The organism is Sphingomonas suaedae (assembly GCF_007833215.1).
Classification (GTDB): Bacteria; Pseudomonadota; Alphaproteobacteria; order Sphingomonadales; family Sphingomonadaceae; genus Sphingomonas; species Sphingomonas suaedae.
Genome location: NZ_CP042239.1, coordinates 752,815 through 769,342, shown reverse-complemented (window position 1 = coordinate 769,342; position 16,528 = coordinate 752,815). Strand labels below are relative to the sequence as shown.

Below are 16,528 nucleotides of genomic sequence, written 5' to 3'. Positions count from 1 at the left end.
GCCAGAACCCGCCTGTCCGCAACCGGCCCAAAAGCGGTCTGAGATAAGCATTTAATCTCGTGCCGCCCGAAGGCAAGGCGCGGTTCGACCAGAGCTACAATTCGACCTGCATCTGACAGCACCCCGTGATGCCCCGCCGCCCTCGCAATCAACACGACCGCCACCGCAAGCCCCGCACCGCACGCCGATCACGATCGCTAATCCGCATTGCCCGATGTTCCCGTCTTGTTCTATCACACGATCACCGCGATTCGCGGTCGTTCACATCGATGGAGCCTGAGCATGGAGCACGACCTCCAGCTGCGTGCAGCTGCGCGCGCGATCTACGACGCCTGCTATCCCACGGAGGACTGGTCGCCGCTGGGGTTCGACGAGGCCGAGCGCCTACGAACCGTGCATTACCGCCAGGCGGTGGGAGCTGCGCATCACGCCCGCGCCGCGCTGGCGCGTAGTGGCGAACAGCTGGCGCTCCCCGTCATCGCGTGACCGGCGCGCCGTGGTCGGTAATCCCAAGTTTCTCTCGGATCTGTATCGCGTCGAAGCGCAGGTGCGCGTCACCTGTCGGGGGTGCAAAGCCACCGAAATCTGGGAACTCGACGCGTTGATCGCCGAGGTCCGGCGCAATGGCGGCAACACCGACTGGCGCGCGGCACGCGCGGCGATCAAATGCCCACGCCACTGTGCCGCGCCTTGGATCGACCTCGCCTCGATCCCGTTCGGCAGGCAGCGCGCGCGCCGCCGAGCCCATCGCGATGCGCTGATCAACCTCGCGCTGCAAATCCTGCGCGAGGCGGCGAACCGCTCGTCACGCGAAGCCGTGGGAACGATCGAGGTCCGCCTGGCACTCCATGTGCTGCGTCCGTTCGTATCCGACAGCCGCCTGCTCGCCGAATATTGGAACGCGGCCACCATCGAGCCGCGACACCCGTGGACTAGTTGCCACCTCCCCTATCGCGCGATCGCTGCGCGCCTGATCGCGCGCGGTGCATCGGTCGACGAGCCCAATCGGCCCTGACACCCATCCAAGTGCCCCGTAAGCTCACGGGTGCAGTCCAGAACCTCGGCCCAATGCCGTCGCGCAAGTCGCCCGCGCACATGGCGCGGAAAAGCTCGGCGAGCTCGACCTGAGCACATGCCGGCGCACGGATGCGCGGTTCGTCGCATATGACGGCGCCCTGCCCCTTTGCACCTCGCCGTCCCGTCCTATCTCCATGTCAAAGAGGGAGAGGCCGACAGATGACGCAACCAACATTGATTGCGCCAGAGGTGATCGCTTGCATCGCGGAAGGACGCGATCCGAGTGTCGCCGAACTCAATCGCGTCGCCGAGCATATCCGGGCGGATCTGAGTATTGCCCGCCCCGCGCTCGCGATGAACGCGCGCGCGAGCGAGAGCGAGCGGCTGTTGATCCTGCGCGCCGCGCAGGCAGCGCTTACCGGTGATCCGATGGGCGAGCTTCCCCGATAGTGGTCGGTCAGCGGTCCTTGGGGGTCTCGCGCTCGAAGCCGGTCCGCGGATAGCCGCTGCCGCCCTGCGCGTCGCTGTCATAATCTTCGCCAGGATTGCCGCCGCCGGCCCCCGCCCCCGCGCCATGAACCTCCCCGGTTATCGGGTCGATCCGGGCGCGATGGCCCGTTTCGGGCGGTGCTGCGGCGTCGCGATCATCTCCGGTGCGCTCGGTCTTGCTGCGCCTTGGTCGCGATCTTCAGCGTCGAGCAGTTCCTGCTCGCGATCGCGGTGATATTCCTGCCCCGAATAGCCGGTATCGGTGTCGAACGGATTGGGACCTGCCTGACCGCGTCCGGCGTCCGCCGGTTCTGGATCACTGCTCATGCTACTTCTCCTCGCGGGAGGAACGCGTGGAACAGGGCGTCGATCCGATGAGCCGGTCGCTCAGCCCGGGGTGACGATCGGCTGCTCGAGCCGGAGCGTGTCGAGCAGGCGCTCGACTTCGGCGATCTCGCGCGCACCGCCGCTCGGTGCAACCGACCAGTTGCAATGCGCATGGGTTTCAGGGTCGTGGAGCCGGACGGGACCGACGACCGTGCGCCAGCGCCGCTGGGTGCCGCCGGCACCGAGTGCGAGACGGGCGATCATCAGGTCCTGCAGCTGGCTCGCGGTCATCGTCCGCTTAGGCCGATGAAACCCGCCCCGCGCAAGTCCCTATTGCCTGAGATAGCGCTCGATCGCGTCGGCGCTATGCCCGACCGCGTCGACCGCCTCCTGCAGTCGATCCTCGCTGACGCCGAACTTCTCGGTCCAGTAGCGGACCTCATAATCCTCGCCCATCGCGATCCGTGCGCTGTCCTGGGGTGCGCGCAGGTTCTTGTCGTCTGCCATCCTGGCCTCCTTTGCTACCGTTCGCGAAACGCCTTGCCGCGCAACGGGTTGCGCGGCGCTATGCCCTCCCGCGAGATGGACGCCCGGGCGAGTCCATGACCCGACGGAACGAGTCCTCCTCCCGCGACTTGTCCTCGTCATGACCGCGACACCCGATTTCCGTATCCCGCACCCGCTCACCCGGCGTGCCCCCTCATGCAGTTGCCCGGAAGATGCCCCAGCGTGCGTGGCCGCATGCCCCGCCCATCCTCGTTGGGCTGACGTGCCGTCCTCGCCGAGCGATCGCTGCCCCCCTCCCCTGCTGCGCGATCTTGAAGGCGCAAGAGGCGGGATCGATCGCGCGCGTGCGGAGCGGACGCGCGGCATGACGAGGCGTCCCCGCCCCTGGCGCGCGATGCCGCTGGTCTTCGCATGAAGATCGCGACTTACAATGTGAACGGCGTCAACGGCCGGCTCCCGGTGCTGCTGCGCTGGCTTGCCGAGGCGCAGCCCGACATCGTCTGCCTCCAGGAACTGAAATCACCCGACACGAAATTCCCCGAGGCCGCGATCCGCGACCTTGGCTATGACGCGATCTGGCATGGCCAGAAGAGCTGGAACGGCGTCGCGATCCTGAGCCGCGTCGGACAAATCCACGAGACGCGGCGCGGCATGCCGGGCGACCGCGAGGACCTCCAGTCGCGCTATATCGAGGCGGCGGTGAACGGGGTGCTGATCGGCGCGCTCTACCTGCCCAACGGCAATCCCCGGCCCGGCCCCAAGTTCGATTACAAGCTGCGCTGGTTCGAGCGGCTGATCGACCATGCCGCCGAGCTGCTCGCATCGGGGGCACCGGTGATGCTGGCGGGCGACTTCAACGTCATTCCGACCGAACGCGACGTCTACAAGCCCGAGCGCTGGCTGGACGATGCCTTGTTCGCCCCCGAGGTGCGATCCGCCTATTCCCGGTTGCTCGACCAGGGCTGGACCGACGCGCTGCGGGCGCTGCACCCCGACGCGACGATCTACACTTTCTGGGACTATTTCCGGAACGCCTATGCGCGCAATGCCGGCCTGAGGATCGACCATCTGCTGCTGAGCGCACCACTCGCGGCCCGGCTCGCTGAGGCGCAGGTCGACGCGCAGGTGCGCGGCTGGGAGAAGACCAGCGATCATGCGCCGGTCTGGATCGAGCTTGCCGACGCGCCGCCCCGGCGCCCTCAGCGCAGGGCGGCGAACCAGTCGGCATAGGGGGTGTTGGCCACCATGCGCCGGTTATAGTCGGGTGCGCCATCGTCCCACCACACCGGCCCGCGCTCGCCGAGCGCGCGCTTGGCGCGATCGACCTGTGCGCGCGCCTGCGCCAGCGCTTCCGCGTCGCCATTCCGCTGCGACGCCCCGACCGCACGCCGCGCCGCCATCAGTTCGCCGACCAGTCGCGCACGCTCGGCCTCGTCAAGCGCAGGATTGCTCATCCGCCACAGCCGACCGCGCACCACGAAATAGCGCCGGTCCGGGGTAACAGGATAGCGCGGGTCCTCCTGCGACACCGATCAGCGCCGCACCGCAAGGCTGCGAAAGGTGATCGACCAGCGCGGTGCCTCGAGCGGGGCGATGCTGTGCTCCCAGCCATGCCGGGCCTCGCCCGCAAGATGATAGACCGACCCCGGTTCGAGTGGGACGCTGCGGCGTTCGAACTTCGCGCCGACCCGCCGCCGCAAGCGCAGCGCCGCCGGCGCGCCGAGCGAAATGCCGACGACATGCTCGAACACCGGACGGTCCTTGTGCCAGCCGATGCTCGCGCCCGGATCGTAGCGGATCAGCAGCGCCTGGACGAGCGCGTCGGGGGCTAGCCCGGCGAACGCGGCAGCGCGCGCGCGGACATCGACGAGCCAGTCCGGGATCGGCGTCGTCGGCGCAAAGCGACCGGTATCGAAATCATAGGACCAGCCGAACGAACGGGTGAGCCGCTTGCCGGTCCAGCCCTGGAAACGGAACGGGGTCAGCCCACTCGCATCGATCCCGGCGATCAGCGCCGCTTGCGCATCCGCGCCGACCAGGTCCGGCGCCATGTTCAGCCCGGCGAGCAGCGGCGTGTCGAACAGGCCGGGCAGCGCCAGCGTCATCGGCGCCCGCGCCCGCCCTCGGCGACCCCGGCAGCGCGCAGTCGGTCGCCGAGCGCCACCCCGCCAAGTGTGCAGCGGGCGACGACGCGGTCGTAGCTGCGCTTCCCTGCGCGGCAGACCAGCGTGCGGCCCCGCGTGAGCGTCTCGAGCACGCGCTTGGCCTCGCGCCCGCCCGGCGCGTTGAGCTCGCGGGCGTAGAAATCGGCGAGGCGGATTTCGATCCAACGCTCGGGCTGGCGCGCCGGTCCGACACACAGACTGTCGCCGTCGCCGACATAGCGCACCACGCCCGAGAATCGCGTTCCCGGCGCGGGCAGCTTGCCCTCGCACGGGTCGGCAAGGGCCGGGGTCGCCCAGCCGACGAGGAGGACGGGCAGGAGCAGAGTTCGCAGGCGCAGATGCATGCGCGCCATATGGCACTGAAATCCCGGCTTTTCATCCCGGTACTGGCGTCGAACACGATCGCGCGAGAGTGCCGATCAGCTCCCTGCCCTCCCCGACCTTCCAACGCCAGACGGCCTGCCTTCTCCCTTTAATTCAATCCCTTCACGCCACATTCTCGGACCGCTGCTGAGCTTCCCGGCCCTTGCCATGTGCTCAGCGACCGGCGCCTGCCCTGTCACCCGCCATGCCCGTCCCGCTCACTCCGCGCTCCAGTCCTCCGCACGGTCTCCCGGCCGTCACCGCCGCCCCTCTCCTCTCCCGTGCGCCCCCCTTCCCACTCCCCTGCCGCGCCAGCGGTCGCCGCACGCTCGCGCCCGGCCACGGGCGCGGGCGTGCGGCCAAATTTTTCCCGCCCCACCTCCGGTAACGGACGCGAAAAGCCCCCCGCGCGCCGCGCGCGCGGGCGGTGAACCAAGAACCAATCCCCGATCAGGCAGCGAGCCGGGGTTCGTCCTCGGGGGCCCGCGCGCCCGCTGGCGCAGTGGGATCGGGGTCCTCGGGCAAGTCTGCCGACGCCGCCGACGCGGCAGCTGCCGCAAGCGCAGCGCTGCCCACCGTGCCGACCCCGCCGCGCGCGGTATAGGCTGCAGGCGGGAACGCCAGCCAACGCGGCACCCAGCGTGCGGCCTTGGTCCGTCCCCCGGTCCCGGCAAGGCTGTCGGCGATGATCGCCTTGAGAGTCTTGCCTTTTTCGCCCGCGTTGGCGGTCGCGACCGGCTCGCCCGCGACCTCGGCGAGGATCGCGAGCAGCACTTCGCGGTTGCGCACCAGTTCGAGGAAGACCGGATCGGCCTCCCACCAGTCGGCCATGGCGACCCCCAGCTGCAGCCCGGTCGCATCGACCGCCGCGCTGCCGCTCGCCAGCGTCTCGCCCATCACCACCGCGACCACGTCCATGACGCACGGGTCGGGAAGCTCGATCAGCCGGTAGAACAGCCCGGCAAGATCATAGGCGTCGCCATTGCCGCGCGTGACGGTCGCGGCCTCGGGATCGAACCCGAGCAGTGCGAGCACTGCGCGGCGCTTCTCGTCGAACACGCTCTCGCCGCGACAGGTTTCGAGCGACTCGGCCACCGCCTCGCTGCGCGCGTTCTGCGGCTCGGGCGTCACCCGGAACAGATGCGAGCCGACAATCGCGTGCGCGACCATCAACCGCAGCGCGACCCCCGGATGCCCGACCAGCGCCGCGCGGACGGCGGCGTGCCGGTGGAGGTCGAGATAGGCCTGCATCGCCCCGGTCACCTCGGGGCGCGCTGGCTTGATCGCATCGGGCGCGTCGGCCTTGGCCGCGCGCCGCGCTTCGGCGCGGCTGACATAGCCTTCGTGGAAGGTCACCTCGCCATTGGCGCGGACATCGACATAGACCCGCCCGCCCCGGCGCTTGCCCGTCTTCTCATATTCCCAGGAGTGGAACTGTTCCGACGCAGGCACGATCACCACATCGGCCCAGCCCGCTTCGAGATAGGCGTCGCGGCGCGCCTCGATCGCCGCATTCTGCGCAATCCAGAACGCATCGGGATCGGCGACATAGGCGTCCTCGCCGAACAGGTCGGCGACGATGGCGACCCCGCTCCCCTCCATGGGGAACAAGGCGGTCGCCGCCTTGATCGCCGCCCCGCCGAACAGCCATGCCTTTAGCTGATGGCCCGACGGCGCATAGCCGTCGGGGTCGTCGTACAGCGCCAGCCATGCCTTTTGCTGGGCCTTGCTCGCCATGGTAAGATGGCGCACCGTCGCCGGGTCGAGCTTGTCGGCGCGATAGAGGTCGCGGATGCGCGGCAGGAGATTGCCGAGCGCAAGGATGCGCCGGACCATGAGGTCGGGAAGCCCGAACGTCGCGCCGATATCCTCGGGCGTCTGCCCCTGTTTGACGAGGCGCACGAATGTCTCCCAGCGGCTGACCTCATTGGGGTCGAGCCGCGCGATATTCTCGATCAGCGAGGCTTCGATGGCAGCGGCATCGTCGTCCGCCTCGAGGATCGCGCACGGCATCGGCTCGGCATGGCCGGTTTCTTCCGCGACGATCTGCGCTGCGCGAAAGCGGCGCGCGCCTGCAACGATCTCGAACGCGTCCGCCGCGCAATTGGGGCGGACCAGCACCGGCACGATCACCCCGCGCTTGCGCACGGTGGGGAGGATATCGGACACGTCAGGCGGCTTCTTGCCATAGCGCATATTGGTCTTGCTGACCGAGAGCCGGTCGAGCGGGATATGGTCGAGTTTCATGGGTCTGCTCCTTGGTGGTCCGGCCCGCGCCACAGGCGCGCGCGCCGGAGAGATGGCGGCGGATCGCCGCCTGCATTCAGGGCCGCGCCGCAGCCTGTGGCGACGCGGCCCCGCGACCGCGCCTCATGGCGAGGGCGGAAGCTCGGGATCGCGCCGGGCTGCGGCGCTGCCGACAAAGTCGAGCAGCCGCTGCGCGCCGACGATGCCGCCGCTGCGCCGCGCGGCATCGGCCCAGATCGACAGCGGGAAGCGGGTCGAAAAGTCAGGATCGCGCAGGATGCGAAGACCAAAGGGCAAGCGCACCGCGCCGATTTCGCGCAGCGAGAAACAGCCCAGTTCGGGATAGCCGAACCCAAGGTCGGCAAGGCCGAACAGCGTGTCGCCATCGCCATCGAGTTCGCTCGCGAGCCAAGTCGCCGCGCCGCACGGGTTGAACAATTTGACCAGAGGCACCGGGTCGGGGGTCGGCGCACCTGCCGCCATCGCGGCGTGGCGGTTGCTATCGTTGGCGCGCAGCGCCACGATGAGGTCGGGCGGGATCAGGCACATGGCGCAGCCTCCCGCGCGCACGCCTCGGCATGGCGGGCGAGCAGCCAGTCGGCGGCCTTGCTCGCCTGCGAGGCGGCGCGGAAGATCGCGCGATTGTCTTCCCTGAGCACCGCGAGCCACGCGCCGAGATAATCGGCGTGGCGCACGGTCGACTGTATCCCGAGCGCGGCGCACAGGAATGCCGATCCGAGTTCGGCGACCAGTTCCTCGCGCGCATAGTCCTTCGAGCCGAACGGGTTGAGGATCTGGCGCGCGAGCCGCGAGGGGTGGCCGGTGGCGTGGGTCAGCTCGTGCAGCGCGGTGCGGTAATAGTTGATCTGCTCGAAGAATGCGGGCTGCGGCGGCACCTGCACGACATCCTGCGCGGGCGCGTAGAAGGCATGCGCCCCCCCGATCCTGAAGGTGACGCCCGACGCTGCGATCACCTGTTCGGCGACCGGCACGATGTCGCGCTCGGGCAGCGGCGGGGCGTCGTCGGCAAGGCCGGGGCGCAGCCCTTCGCACTGCGCGACGTTGAACAATGTGAAGCGCTTGAGAAACGGCACCGCCTTGGCGTCGCCGCCCTCGCGCGCCGCGCGCTGCTTCTCGCCCTCGGGGATGAAGCGGTCCGCATAAACGACCCCGGTCCCGCGCTCGCCCTTGCGCACGCGCCCGCCCGCCTCGACCGCCTGTTTGAAGGTGAGCCAGCATTGCGAGGGCCAGCCCTGTTCGATGACCGCGCCCCACAGGATCAGGACATTGATCCCCGAATAGCTGCGCGCGGTGAGCGCGTTGCGCGGCATGGCGACCCCGGTCGCGGCATCGCTGCCCCAAGGCTGGACCCATGGCACGCGCCCGGCTTCGAGCTGCGCGATGATCGACGCGGTGACCTCGGCATACAGGTCGCGGCGCGGCTGCTGCGCATGGGCCGATCCGCGCGCCCCTGCAGCACCGCCGCAGCGGCTCGCTGCGGCGCTCCGTGTCGACATCGACGCCCCTGTGGGGGTGTGGCGGGCAGTCCGGGCAGAACGGCGTGTTGCAAGCATGTCGGTCACTCCTTCCCCGCCCCGCACAAGGCCTCCCCGGAAAAGTGGGGGTGGGCGGCACGAGCGACCGGAAAGGCGCGGCAACGAGCGGGGCCTGCACCCGGTCCGGGGTCCCCGGCGCGCAGCGACGGGGTGGCCGGGCCGGAACGCAGTGGAGGAGCCGCGCAGCGGCTTGCCGGCCCCGCGGCCGCGCCTAGCAGGGCGCGCCGCCCATCCCCGCTTGAACGGGAGAGGCCACGAGCAACGCCGCCGCGCGAACGCGCGGCGACCGCATCCCTTCCGCCGGGCGCGTCGACCCGGCGGCAACAGGAAACCGGCACTCCGCAACGCGTCGGCCGGATCAGCGGCGGCGAACCGGGCTTCGCAGCCCGGACGGGGCATGGCGTCCGGCGCGAAACCGGGCGCGCCGCCCGGCCGCAAGGCGGTGTGCCAGCGGGGCCGCGATCGGGCGCCGCACCCTGTCCGGCGACGCGGGGTCTCGCAAACGCAGATTTGGGAGAGCCTGCCGTCGTCCGGCAGCGTGCGTCATCAGCCCCGCGCCATGTCCGGCCAGCTGCGCTGGCCCCGCCAGCCGATCGTCACCGCATGGCCGAGACCCGCGAGGGGCTCGGGGGCGGGATCAGCGCCCTAGAGCGGCGGTCGCGCGCGCCGTGCGCGCGAGGTGCAAATCCTCGGAACATACGGTGTGAACCCATCAGCGCTCGCTTGTCGAAGCGCGGCTTGCCCGCCCGGGATCGGATGGCGCGCATTCGCGTCGGCATTCTCGCGATGCGTAACGGTAGATCGCACCGTCCCCACTGCGCTATCAGGTACCGGCGTTCACCGCAGGAGCATCGGCATGTGGGACGGGACAGCCTTTAGCGGCACGAAGGTCGCGCTGATCCATGACGGGCATATCGTCGCCTACCTTCGAGACGACAAACCCGATATCCCGTTTCCCGGGATGTGGGATCTGCCAGGTGGTGGGCGAGAGGGCGATGAAGCGCCGATTACCGGTGGACTGCGGGAGGTCGAGGAGGAATTCGGTCTCAAATTGAACCCCTCGGACATGATCCTGATCGAGCGGCACCCAAGCACCAGCGGCGGACTCGACACCTATTTCTGCGCGATGTTTCTTGGCCACGACGATATTGCGCGCATCAGGTTCGGCAATGAAGGTCAGTGCTGGGAGTTGATGCCGCTGCTGGACTTCGTGCGGCATGAGGACGCTGTGCCGCAACTGAAGGACCGGCTTCGCGCTGCGATGGAGACGGGGATCATCTGAAGAAAGGCGCTTGCGCCTTCATGTCAGCAATACGCGCTTCCGGCGATCCACCAACTTCGCCCTATGTGACGGGATCGCCGGGCGGTTGCGCGCAGGCGAACCGGCTTCACGCCCCACGGCTACCAGGTCTCGCAAGGCTCAGAGCAACGACCGGACCGCGCCGACCAGCCCGGCGATGAAGGCGCACCCCACCAGCAGGGCAAGCACCCAATATTCGATCGCTTCACCGATGCGCCTGAATCTGGGCTCGTCATCCATCGCGGCAGGATTGCCCGATCCACGGCCTGTAGGAAAGGTTTCGCAAGCACCAACCCGGCGCACGGCGCAAGTCTTTGTCGCACACGGCGCATTCTGGCGGCTTCAAATCTCATCAAAATTGTGCGCATTTCACCGGATTGTTCGCCTCCAGCTGGCCCCACAAACAAGTTCCTGGTGGCGCGGTTGGAGGGAAGCCTGAAGCTGCTCATGGGCCGGTTGCCGACGGGCTGCTCGTGATTGCAAAAGCTCGGAAGCAGGCGGCCCCTTGCGCTCCCATTTGCCGACCGATTTCCTTGTGAAGCGCACGACCTGCCCAGACGCCGCCACATCTGCCGAGTGCGCCCTCAGGCGCCGATCAAGCGCAACCTTGGTTGAACCTGTATGGCCGTCGAGGGCGCGCCGAAGAGGAAGCCTTGTGCCTCGGCGCAGCCCTCCCGCATGATAAAGGCATATTGCGCTTCGGTCTCCACGCCCTCTGCCACAATCGGCAGCCGGAGGCTTGTTCCCAACCCGACCACCGCCCGGACGACCGATAGTGCCGCTTCATCCTGCTCCATTGCTCCGATAAATCTCCGATCGATCTTGATTTTGTCGAAGGGAAAGGCCTGCAAGTTGCTCAGTGACGAATAGCCGGTCCCGAAATCATCCATGACAATCCGGATGCCGCGATCCTTTAGCCGCTGCAGTGTCGCGAGCGCCGATGCGCTATGTCTCAGCATCACGCTTTCCGTAACCTCCAATTCGAGCCGACTGGGTGTCAGTCCGGTGGCGGCCAGAACGCCCTCTACGGTTTCGGTGAAGTCGCGGGATTCAATCTGGATGGGAGACACATTGACGGCGATCTGGAGCTCATCCGGCCAACAAGAAGCTTCGGTGCAGGCAGTCCGTAACGCCCACTCGCCGATGCGAATTATCGACCCGGTTTCTTCCGCGATGGGAATGAACTTGTCTGGAGGCACGAATCCATGCGGGGAATGCTGCCATCGCAGCAGTGCTTCATAGCCCGTCACCCGTCGGTCGACGGTTGAGACGATGGGTTGATACACCAAGCGCAGCTCATCGTGGCTGACCGCGCGCTCAAGATCTCGCTCGATCTTTCGGCGTTCCCTTATCACGCGGTCGAGGTCGCGATCGAAGAAGCAGGCGGCACCCCGTCCAGATTGCTTGGCCTGGTACAGCGCGACGTCGGCATGGTGACGCACCTCTTCGAGCGTGGCGCCGTCGCGTGGAAATAGCGCGATGCCGATACTTGCTCCGACAGCCATCCCTCCGAATCCGACATTCATTTCTTCGGCGAACTCGCTCAAAAGCTCCGCCGCAAGCTGTCGCGCGTCGGCCTCCGTTCCGCCGCGCTGAATAATCAGGAACTCGTCTCCCCCGACCCGCGCGACAAGATCGACGTCGCGAACATTCATGCTGAGGAGTCCGGACGCTCTGCAAAGAACCTCGTCTCCCGCCGCATGTCCAAAGGTATCGTTTACCGCCTTGAATCGGTCGAGATCCAGCGCAAGCAACGCAAAGGACTCGTTCCTGAGCGCCAGATCCTCAAGAACAGCCGAGAACTTCACGCGATTAGGTAAACCGGTGAGAGGATCGTGCGTGGCCAGATGTTCGATCTGACGCTCGGCGCGCCTCCGATCGGTCAGGTCGCGAACGGCAAGGACCTGGCAAGGGCGGCCTCTATATTCGACCGTGTGCGGGGCGATTTCGACAACCAGCTCTTCGCCATTCTCACGCCTGATCAGCGCCTCAGCCGGGCGAGCGCGCGGGCCGTCGAGCGGCAAACCGTCACTCGGCGCAAGCCATTGTGCGGGATCGGTGCCGATCAGATCGGAGGAGGAACGGCCGAGCAATCGTCCAAGTTGCGCGTTGGCTTCGACGATGCGATCGCCGCTGATGATCGCGAGTCCTTCCAGCGTCGCATCCGCGATTCCGCGAAGGTCGGTCAGCAAGCGATCGAGCAGTGCCCCGCCGGAACCCAGGGCTAGAAGGGTCAATCCTGCGGCAACAATGGCTGGAACCAACCAGCCGCTGGTCTGGTCGAAGTGGGTGATCTCAACGGGCACCGGCACCAGAGTCGTCGCAGACATTGCGGTGAAGTGCAGACTCGCCACGCCAACCACCGCCAGGGATGCCGGCAGTATCAGACGGGTCCAGCCACGCAGGCGCCCGAAGGCGAGGAACGCGGCGGCAAAGGCGAGCAGCACTAACAAGTAGCCGACGCAGATCATTGGCAAATCATAGCGCACGACGGCGGGGGCGATGACGGCAGCCATTCCGGTAAAATGCATGGCGGCCACCCCCGCAGCGGCGATCAGGCCGCCGAGCGCGCCACTTTTGAAAGTCACCTCGCGACCAAGGCTCTTCAATGCACCCCAAAATAGCAGGATGGCCACCACGACGGACGAGATGGTGAGGCCCGGATCGACACCCAGAGGTGTCGGGCCATCATAGGCGAGCATCGCGATGAAATGGGTGCTCCAGACACCAATGCCTGCGGCGATGCTCGCCACCGCGATCCAGAACCACCTTCGCGAGTCCAGGCAGTCGGTCGAACGATCGAGCGACAAGAACATCGTGAAGCAGCCCAGCGATCCCACAAGCAGGGCGAGCAGGACCAAGCGCGCGTCGTGCTGCTGGCTAACGCATTCCAAAACAACGAACATGGAACCCCCTGGCGCTCGCTGCACCGGGCACCAGCGGGTATTAACAAAGTCCTAAGATTCTGCCGCTCGAACACCATATGCCGCGCATTCACGACGAACGGAGCAGAGGCACAAGCCGACGCTGCCGGCAACTTGTTCACCGGCGGCGCTACGATATGTCGGGCAGTCAGTTCTCGAGTTGGCGGACCGCGGCGCACCGGCGAGAAACCGGGCGTCGCCCAACAACAGCAATCGAGGCGCGCGGGCGCCCGGGCTGCAACGCTGGCAAACTTGGAGGCAGGGGCCATAACTGACTCATGTCGCTAGACGGATTTCCGCTACAGAGCGACGCTCAACGGTCCTTCAGCTGAATTCGGAACGTCGGCAGCGCAGAGCGATTATGCAACGCATGACCACCAGCGAAATCACGGTATTGGCTTGGGGAATCGGCCTGCTTTTCCTCTACGGCGTGCTCCACATGACCGGCCTCGAGCTAATACGCCGGGCCAAGCCAAGACAGGAAAAGCACCGGTATCTGGGACTGCTTTTTACCTTCTGGGGACTCGCAATGTTGCACCTCCTTGAGATCGCGCTAGCCGCTGTCGTTCTCGCATTCTTGGTATCTCAATCAGGAAACGGATCTCTCTCCGAAAGTTTGGGAAGCACCGCGGCAGACTATCTTTACTTTGCCGGGGTATCCTTCGCCACCCTGGGTTACACGCAGCTGGAGGCTCACGGAGCCATTCGGCTACTGGTAATGACCGTCTCCCTTAGCGGTTTTATGTTGATCACCTGGTCGGCCACATTCATCTACACAATCTGGGGCGAGAGCTTCAGAGAGTAAGGCAGTGCGGGGCCTCTCGGTCTGTGCCTCGCCAGTCGGATGCGCGAGCCTGGAACGCCTCCGCGCCAGCACTCAAACGACCCGTTTACGCCGAGAAGGTCGGCGGTTCGAGCCTGGAAGAACTCACCGTTTCAGACCGCAGGAAAACAGCATTTCGGCGCTTAATGACGGTTCGGGATCAATTCCTTCGGCAATCGCACCAGCGATAGCAAAAACCAACTATCTGCCCTTGAGTGCCGCCGCTTCCGCATTGGCATCCAGCGGCTCGCCCCGCATCATTGCCTGTGCATCCGCCATCATCGCAGCCGCTCCCGAACTTGCCTGGCGATAGGCGGTGCCTTGTCGTGCGACGCCGCCGTAAAGTCGCTCGAGGCGCCAGGCATCGCCCTCGGCACAGGCGATGCCGCCAGTCGCGCCGTTCACAAAGGTGCGGCAGAGCCTTTCCTGCCCGTCCCTGAACGTCACCCCGATGCGAACCGGGGCGTCTGCTCTCTGGGTGGAGGCGAGCTGCGTGCCAAGGACAGTTGCGATCTCGCCACGCGCGACGGCCTGCCCGTCTTCGATCGCGATCCCCGGGTCCCTCTTGGGGAAGACCAGCGGTCCGGCGATCAGCCCCGCGACCAGGCTGGCGGCGACCGCCCCTATCCAGATCGAGCGTTCCCGGCGGACAGGAGTAGGGGCGCGGAACGGCACGATCTTGACGGTTTCCGTTAGCATTTCCGTAACCGCATTGGGCAGCGGCGCGGCTTCGACCGGCGCATAGGTGGCGCGTAGCGAAGCAGTGAGGGCGCGGTGCTGATCGACCCGCTCGGCCAATGTGGAATCGGCGGCGATCGCCCGTTCGACGCGCTTTGCGGTCAGCGGGTCCACCTCGCCATCGGCATAGGCCATGAGCGTTTCTGCCGGGATTTCGTCCTTGTCGGTCATGCCGCTTCTCCCAGCCGCGCCATCAGCGCCTCGCGTCCCCGCACCAGCCGCGAGGTCAGCGTACCCATAGGAACGTCCAGGATTTCCGCCGCTTCCTTGTACGCGAAACCCTCGATCACCACGAGCGCCACGGCTTCACGTTGTTCGGGCGGCAGCATGTGCATCGCTGCGCCGACCCTGCCGAGTTCAACGGTCATTTCCTGACCGCCCGGCGCGCCGACGAATTCGCCGGCCTCGGGGGGAACGAACGTTTCGCCGCGCCGTGTCTCGGCGCGAACGGTATCGATCCACAGATTGCGCATCATCCGGTACATCCAGCTATCCAGTCTCGTTCCCGCTTCCCATTGATCGCGTTTCGCCAAGGCGCGCTCGACCGATGCCTGGAGCAGATCGTCCGCATCTGCGGCGTTGCGTGCCAGCGAATGCGCGAACCGCCGCAGGCGGGGCAAGTGGCCGAGCAATTCATCCTCGAAACGCAACTAAGCGAATTCCTCCTATTGTCGTCATGGATGAAACGGATGCCGTTGTTCGTTTCATCCAGCATGACGCGAAAAAAATGCAAGTCTACAAGGTGCAACATGCTTGGACGCGGACCTATGACCCGGATCGGTGCGATTGGCTTGACGTTGTTCGTCGCCGCTACGCCGGGGAGCGCGCAGCTGATCCCCGCGCCGCAATTGCCCGGCGTGGGCGGCGCGGTGGACCGGGTGACGGGTCTGGCGCCGCAGGTCGATCGCACGCTTTCCGACGCGCGCGCGCTGGTGCAGGCGCAGACGGCGCGGATGCGTGATCTGGTTCGTCGTCATCCCGATCGCATCGCGCTGGACGCGCGCGGCAATGCGGCGCGGGCGGGCGAGCTGATCGTGCTTGATGCAGATGCGCAGACGATCGTGGCGGCGCAAGCGCGGGGATTTGAGCTGCTCGAGCAGGTCGATCTTGCCGAGATGGCGGTTGGCTATGCCCGCTTTGCCACGCCGCGCGGCATGGCGCTCGCGAAGGCAGAAAAAAGGTTGCGCGGAATCGCGCGGGGGAAAGATGTGAGTGCGGATCAGCTTCACTTTGCGAGCGGAGCGACCGCGGCGTCTGCCCCGCGCAACATATCCGGGGTAAAGCCCTCGGGCGGCGGTGGTCGCATCGGCATCATCGATGGCGGGGTTTCCGCCCGAACGCCGGGATTGGCGCGTCAACAGGGCTTTGCCGAAGGCGCACCTCGCCCGCACGATCATGCGGCTGCAATCGCATCAATCCTGACGGGTGACGGCGTTGTGCGGGCCAGCGCGCCGCGTGCTCGGCTGTACGTGGCCGATGTCTATGGTGCGGATCCGGCGGGGGGAAATGCCACCGCCATTGCACGCGCGCTGATCTGGATGACGCGGGAGAAGGTGCCGGTTGTGGTCATCAGCCTGGTCGGCCCGCCCAATGCCCTGCTTGCGCGGATCGTGGTGGCAGCCCGCAAGCTGGGGACCGTGGTGGTCGCGGCGGTTGGGAATGACGGTCCCGCCGCCGCGCCCGCCTATCCCGCATCCTATGCCGGTGCCATTTCGGTTACCGGAGTGGACGCGCGTGGACGTCCGCTGATCGAGGCGGGCCGGGCGGCAAAGATCGATTATGCCGCGCCCGGCGCCGACCTGCTGGTGGGCGGAACAGACGGCAAGGCGAGGAAGGCGAGAGGCACGTCCTTTGCCGCGCCCTTTGTTGCTGCCCGTCTTTCGGCGCATCTGAACGGCGATGTCGGGCGCGCGATCCGCTCGCTGGATCGTGAGGCGCAGCCCGGTAACGTGCGCCGTGTGGGTCGCGGGATCCTGTGCGGCGATTGTGCGACCCGTCCCCGCTGAATTTTTTCATCGATCCCGGATTAAATCGATCCGGCCTTCCGTTCTCCCTTTGAAGCGCGTCGCAGC

At 66.8% G+C, this 16,528-nt stretch carries 19 protein-coding genes; 7 read left to right on the top strand and 12 right to left on the bottom strand.

The genetic code is table 11. The features are described from left to right. The first annotated feature begins 282 nt into the window (after positions 1-282). The 3 genes from FPZ54_RS03630 (at position 283) to FPZ54_RS03620 (ending at position 1,467) form a co-directional block, all read left to right on the top strand. Positions 283-486 (top strand): hypothetical protein, encoded by a 204-nt coding sequence (locus FPZ54_RS03630; protein WP_145845076.1) that lies wholly within the window; start codon positions 283-285, stop codon positions 484-486. Between the two features lie 10 nt (positions 487-496). Next, positions 497-1,015, top strand: a complete 519-nt coding sequence (locus FPZ54_RS03625) for a hypothetical protein (protein WP_145845074.1) — start codon at positions 497-499, stop codon at positions 1,013-1,015. 221 nt (positions 1,016-1,236) lie between these two features. Then, a complete protein-coding gene (locus FPZ54_RS03620; protein WP_145845071.1) occupies positions 1,237-1,467 on the top strand; it encodes a hypothetical protein in 231 nt (76 codons plus the stop codon). Between the two features lie 138 nt (positions 1,468-1,605). On the opposite strand, the gene FPZ54_RS20105 is transcribed toward FPZ54_RS03620, so the two are convergent. From FPZ54_RS20105 to FPZ54_RS03605, 3 genes are read right to left on the bottom strand one after another with little or no spacing between them, the layout of a single operon-like run. Then, complete coding sequence (locus FPZ54_RS20105; RefSeq protein WP_239019700.1) at positions 1,606-1,833, bottom strand: hypothetical protein; 228 nt, start codon at positions 1,831-1,833, stop codon at positions 1,606-1,608. A gap of 60 nt (positions 1,834-1,893) precedes the next feature. Next, complete coding sequence (locus tag FPZ54_RS03610) at positions 1,894-2,124, bottom strand: hypothetical protein (RefSeq protein ID WP_145845070.1); 231 nt, start codon at positions 2,122-2,124, stop codon at positions 1,894-1,896. A 39-nt stretch (positions 2,125-2,163) separates the two neighbouring features. After that, positions 2,164-2,340 carry a DUF3606 domain-containing protein gene (locus FPZ54_RS03605; protein WP_145845067.1) on the bottom strand — a complete coding sequence of 59 codons (177 nt, stop codon included), beginning with the start codon at positions 2,338-2,340 and terminating at the stop codon, positions 2,164-2,166. A 411-nt stretch (positions 2,341-2,751) separates the two neighbouring features. Here FPZ54_RS03605 and xth point away from each other — a divergent pair, with 411 nt between their 5' ends. Beyond that, a complete protein-coding gene (xth, locus tag FPZ54_RS03600) occupies positions 2,752-3,570 on the top strand; it encodes an exodeoxyribonuclease III (protein ID WP_145845065.1) in 819 nt (272 codons plus the stop codon). On the opposite strand, the gene FPZ54_RS03595 is transcribed toward xth, so the two are convergent. From FPZ54_RS03595 to FPZ54_RS03570, 6 genes are all read right to left on the bottom strand, one after another. Beyond that, positions 3,540-3,794, bottom strand: a complete 255-nt coding sequence (locus FPZ54_RS03595; protein WP_145849554.1) for a hypothetical protein — start codon at positions 3,792-3,794, stop codon at positions 3,540-3,542. The genes xth and FPZ54_RS03595 overlap by 31 nt on opposite strands. Positions 3,795-3,872: 78 nt before the next feature. Then, the gene (locus FPZ54_RS03590; protein WP_145845064.1) at positions 3,873-4,445 is read right to left on the bottom strand and encodes an alpha-ketoglutarate-dependent dioxygenase AlkB; all 573 of its coding nucleotides are present in this window, start codon (positions 4,443-4,445) and stop codon (positions 3,873-3,875) included. After that, the gene (locus FPZ54_RS03585; RefSeq protein WP_222428346.1) at positions 4,442-4,858 is read right to left on the bottom strand and encodes a thermonuclease family protein; all 417 of its coding nucleotides are present in this window, start codon (positions 4,856-4,858) and stop codon (positions 4,442-4,444) included. The genes FPZ54_RS03590 and FPZ54_RS03585 overlap by 4 nt, the downstream gene beginning before the upstream one ends. 460 nt (positions 4,859-5,318) lie before the next feature. Beyond that, on the bottom strand, positions 5,319-7,115 hold the full coding sequence (locus tag FPZ54_RS03580) for a ParB/RepB/Spo0J family partition protein (protein WP_145845059.1): 1,797 nt from the start codon (positions 7,113-7,115) through the stop codon (positions 5,319-5,321). A 123-nt stretch (positions 7,116-7,238) separates the two neighbouring features. Further along, positions 7,239-7,664 (bottom strand): DUF2958 domain-containing protein, encoded by a 426-nt coding sequence (locus FPZ54_RS03575; RefSeq protein WP_145845057.1) that lies wholly within the window; start codon positions 7,662-7,664, stop codon positions 7,239-7,241. Further along, complete coding sequence (locus FPZ54_RS03570) at positions 7,655-8,632, bottom strand: ArdC family protein (RefSeq protein ID WP_145845055.1); 978 nt, start codon at positions 8,630-8,632, stop codon at positions 7,655-7,657. Before FPZ54_RS03570 ends, FPZ54_RS03575 begins: the two co-directional genes overlap by 10 nt. 895 nt (positions 8,633-9,527) lie before the next feature. On the opposite strand from FPZ54_RS03570, the gene FPZ54_RS03565 reads away from it, so the two are divergent. Beyond that, the gene (locus tag FPZ54_RS03565; RefSeq protein WP_145845052.1) at positions 9,528-9,953 is read left to right on the top strand and encodes an NUDIX domain-containing protein; all 426 of its coding nucleotides are present in this window, start codon (positions 9,528-9,530) and stop codon (positions 9,951-9,953) included. A 602-nt stretch (positions 9,954-10,555) separates the two neighbouring features. Here FPZ54_RS03565 and FPZ54_RS03560 read toward each other — a convergent pair. After that, on the bottom strand, positions 10,556-12,877 hold the full coding sequence (locus tag FPZ54_RS03560) for a bifunctional diguanylate cyclase/phosphodiesterase (protein ID WP_145845050.1): 2,322 nt from the start codon (positions 12,875-12,877) through the stop codon (positions 10,556-10,558). A 388-nt stretch (positions 12,878-13,265) separates the two neighbouring features. Here FPZ54_RS03560 and FPZ54_RS03555 point away from each other — a divergent pair, with 388 nt between their 5' ends. After that, on the top strand, positions 13,266-13,700 hold the full coding sequence (locus FPZ54_RS03555; protein ID WP_186456906.1) for an ion channel: 435 nt from the start codon (positions 13,266-13,268) through the stop codon (positions 13,698-13,700). 219 nt (positions 13,701-13,919) lie between these two features. Here FPZ54_RS03555 and FPZ54_RS03550 read toward each other — a convergent pair whose 3' ends face one another. Beyond that, positions 13,920-14,627, bottom strand: a complete 708-nt coding sequence (locus FPZ54_RS03550) for an anti-sigma factor family protein (protein ID WP_145845045.1) — start codon at positions 14,625-14,627, stop codon at positions 13,920-13,922. Further along, positions 14,624-15,106 carry an RNA polymerase sigma factor gene (locus FPZ54_RS03545; protein ID WP_145845043.1) on the bottom strand — a complete coding sequence of 161 codons (483 nt, stop codon included), beginning with the start codon at positions 15,104-15,106 and terminating at the stop codon, positions 14,624-14,626. The genes FPZ54_RS03550 and FPZ54_RS03545 overlap by 4 nt, the downstream gene beginning before the upstream one ends. 117 nt (positions 15,107-15,223) lie before the next feature. Here FPZ54_RS03545 and FPZ54_RS03540 point away from each other — a divergent pair, with 117 nt between their 5' ends. Then, positions 15,224-16,462 (top strand): S8 family serine peptidase, encoded by a 1,239-nt coding sequence (locus tag FPZ54_RS03540; RefSeq protein ID WP_186456905.1) that lies wholly within the window; start codon positions 15,224-15,226, stop codon positions 16,460-16,462. Positions 16,463-16,528: the final 66 nt, after the last annotated feature.